A 3978-nucleotide genomic window follows, 5' to 3' on the forward strand; every position below is an offset into this window, starting at 1 on the left:
CGGATGCCTTCTCGGCGGAGCCGCTGGGGGCGGTCGTCGTCCCGGGGCAGTTGGCGTATGTGATGTATACGTCGGGTTCGACGGGGCGGCCGAAGGGTGTGGCCGTTGCCCATGGTGGGGTGGCGAATCTGGCTGAGGCGATGCGGCCGGTGTTGGGGATGGATGCGGGTGTGGTGGCGTTGCAGTTCGCGTCGTTCAGCTTTGACGCCGCTGTTCTCGATGTCGTGGTCACTCTTGCCGGTGGTGGGACTTTGGCGGTGGCGAGTGCGGAGGAGCGTAAGGATCCGCGTGCGTTGGCGGAGATGATCGGCCGGTGTGGGGTGCGGGTGGCGAGTGTGGTGCCGTCGTTGTTGGGGGTGCTGGACCCGGATGCCGTCCAGGGTGTGCGGAACTGGGTGCTGGGCGCGGAGCGGTTGAGTGCGGAGCTGGCGGGTCGGTGGTCGGTGGGTGCTCGGGTGTGGAACACGTACGGGCCGACCGAGGCCACCGTCATCACCACCGCTACCGCGACCGCACTGAAGGCCGGGTTGGAGGCTGCGCCCCCTATCGGTCGGCCGCTGCCCAACAACAAGGTGTTCGTACTGGATCCGTTCCTTCGGCCGGTGCCGGTTGGCGTGGTCGGCGAGGTCTATATCGCGGGTGCGGGTCTGGCCCGGGGCTATATCGGTCGGCCGGGGCTTTCGGCAGAGCGGTTTGTGGCCTGTCCGTTCGCCGTCCCGGGTGGGCGGATGTATCGCAGTGGCGACCTGGCGAAGTGGACCGCCGAGGGTGAGCTGGTCTTCGCGGGGCGGGTCGATGAGCAGGTCAAGGTCCGTGGTTTCCGTGTGGAGCCGGGTGAGATCGAGGCGGTGGTGGCCGCCTGTGAGGGCGTGGCGCAGGTCGCGGTGGTGGTCCGGGAGGACGGGCCGGGGGACAAGCGGCTGGTCGCGTACGTGGTCCCCGACGGGGAGCTGGACGTGGCGGCCGTACGGGAGTTCGCCGCGGACCGGTTGCCGGAGTACATGGTCCCGACCGTCGTCGTGCTGGATGCGCTGCCGCTGACCGTCAACGGCAAGCTGGACCGCGCGAAGCTTCCGGCGCCCGATGCCACGGCCACCGTGGCGGGCCGGGACCCGGCCACCCCCACCGAAGAGATCCTCTGCGGGCTGTTCGCCGAGGTGCTCGGCGTGGAGCGGGTGAGTGCCGATGCCTCGTTCTTCGAGCTCGGCGGTGACTCACTCCTGGCGATGCGGCTCATTGCCAGGGTTCGGGCGGTGCTCGACACCCGGATCACCATCCGCGAGCTCTTCACCGCCACCACGGTCGCCCTCCTCTCCCGTCGTATCGAGGAAGAAGGCAACGCGGAGGGCCGGGCCCGGCCCGCGCTGGCGCCGTGCCCCCGGCCGGACTCCGTACCCCTGTCGTACGCCCAGCAGCGGATGTGGTTCCTCAACCGTCTCGAAGGCGCGGGGGAAGGCGCGGGCTACAACCTGCCGCTGGCGCTCCGCCTTTCGGGCGAGCTGAACAGGGTTGCTCTGGAAGCGGCGCTCGGGGATGTCGCCGATCGGCACGAGAGTCTACGTACGGTCTTTCCCGAGAACGATGGCGAACCGCGTCAGCACGTGCTGGCGGGGGGCGCCGGCCGACCGTCGCTCGTTGTCGTGGAAACGACGGAGCAGGAGTTGCCGCAGGCCCTGGGGTCGCACTCCGCCCGGGGCTTTGATCTGAGCGTTGATCTGCCGTGGCGTGCGCGGCTGTTGAAGACGGGTCCATCGGAGTATGTGTTGCTGATCGTGGCGCATCACATCGCGGTTGATGGTTGGTCGATGGGTGTGTTGGGTCGGGAGATCGGGGTGGCGTATGCGGCTCGGCGGGCGGGTCGTGCGCCGGGGTGGGAGCCGTTGCCGGTGCAGTACGCGGATTATGCGCTGTGGCAGCGTGAGGTGCTGGGGAGGCTCGAGGATCCGGGCAGTGTGATCAGTGGCCAGCTCGGCTACTGGCGTGAGGCGCTGGCGGGTGTGCCGGAGGAGCTCGTCCTGCCCGCCGACCGACCCCGGCCCGCCGTCTCCTCCTTCCGTGGCCGATCCGTGCCGGTCCGGGTGAGCCCGCAGGTCCACGCCCGGCTGGTGGCACTCGCCCAGCGCGGGCGGGCCACGATGTTCATGGTCGTCCAGGCGGCGCTGGCGCTGCTGCTGTCGCGGATGGGTGCGGGGAGGGACATTCCGGTCGGTACGGCGGTGGCGGGGCGTGGGGATGCGGCCTTGGACGGGCTGGTGGGGTTCTTCGTGAACACGTTGGTGTTGCGGAGTGATGTGAGTGGCGACCCGACGTTCGTGGAGTTGTTGTCGCGGGTGCGGGAGGTGGATCTGGATGCGTATGCGCATCAGGATGTGCCGTTTGAGCGGTTGGTGGAGGATCTCAATCCCGCTCGGTCGTTAGGGCGTAATCCGCTGTTCCAGGTGTCGTTGGGTGTTCAGGGCGCGCCTGTGGGTGAGGGGCGGTTGTGGGATCTGCCGGGGTTGCGGGTGCGTCCGGTTGAGTCGGGGACGGAGGCTTCGGCACGGGTGGATCTGGCCCTGGACCTGGCTGAGCATCGTGATGGCGACGGCAATCCGGGCGGGATCCGTGGTGCGTTCCTCTATGCCACCGACCTCTTTGACGAACGGACGGTGGAGGTGCTCGCCGAGCGGCTGGTGCGGGTGTTGGAGCAGGTCGCCTCGGATCCTGCGGCTCGGGTGAGTGAGGTAGCGGTGCTGGGCCCGGGCGAGCGGGCGCGGGTGCTGGTGGAGTGGAACGCCACCGAGCGAGTGGTTCCCGTACGGCCGTTGGGTGAGCTTTTCGATCAGCGCGTGGCCGACTCCCCGGATGCGGTGGCGGTGGTGGGTGCGGGCGGTGAGGAGTGGTCGTACGCGGAGCTGCGGGAGCGGTCGGACCGGGTGGCCGGGGTGCTGGCCGCGCGGGGTGTGGGGCGCGGTGATCTGGTTGCTGTGGTGTTGGAGCGGTCGGCGGATGTGGTGGCGGTGCTGCTGGGGATCGCCAAGGCCGGGGCGGGGTTCGTACCGGTGGATCCGGCGTATCCGGTGGAGCGGGTCGGGTGGATGGTCGAGGATTCGGCGCCCGCGCTCGTCGTGTGCTCCGGGGGGACTCGGGGGTTGGTTCCGGCCGGGGTGGAGTGCTGGGTGTGGGATCCGTCGGATGTGGTGGCGGGGTCCGCGCCCGCGATCTCGGTGGATGTCGACGATGTGGCGTATGTGATCTACACATCGGGCTCGACGGGCCGTCCCAAGGGCGTGGCGGTGACGCATCGCGGCATCGGGAACCTCGTCAGCGCGCAGATCGAGCGGTTCGAGGTGGGTCCGAACGCGCGGGTGTTGCAGCTGGCCTCGCTGAGCTTTGACGCTTCGGTGTGGGAGCTGTTCATGGCGCTGCTCTCGGGCGCCGCCCTGGTGATGGCGGACCGGGACGCGCTCCCGCCCAATGGGTCGTTGAGCGAGGTGGCGGCGGAGTTCGGCGTCACGCATGTGACGGTGTCGCCGTCGGTGCTGGCCACGGTGGAGGAGTTGCCCGAGGGCTTGGGCACGGTGGTCGTGGCGAGCGAGGTGTGCCCGCCGTCGTTGGTCGAGCGGTGGGCGCCCGGGCGGCGGATGGTCAATGCGTACGGGCCGACCGAGGTCACCGTGTGCGCGACGATGAGCGAGCCTCTGAAGGCGTCCGGCTCGGGCCCGGTGCCCATCGGGCGGCCCATCACCAACACCCGGGCATTCGTCCTCGATGAGCGTCTCCACCCTGTCCCCGCGGGTGTGCTGGGTGAGTTGTATGTCGCGGGTCCGGGCCTCGCACGTGGCTATCTCGGACGTCCCGGGCTGACGGCGGAGCGCTTCGTCGCATGCCCCTTCACGGGTGGGCGGATGTATCGCACGGGTGACCTCGCCAAGTGGACCGCGGATGGCCAACTTGTCTTCGGTGGCCGTGTGGATGACCAGGTCAAGGTGCGTGGTT

General features: G+C 69.4%; 1 protein-coding gene. It reads left to right on the plus strand.

Annotated elements, in window-relative coordinates; genetic code table 11:
* Nucleotides 1-62: 62 nt before the first annotated feature.
* On the plus strand, nt 63-3978 hold a 3916-nt coding region (locus ABD329_RS47415), incomplete at its 3' end, for an amino acid adenylation domain-containing protein (protein WP_344318212.1).

It is taken from the genome of Streptomyces javensis, from assembly GCF_039525925.1.
Lineage (GTDB): Bacteria > Actinomycetota > Actinomycetes > Streptomycetales > Streptomycetaceae > Streptomyces > Streptomyces asiaticus.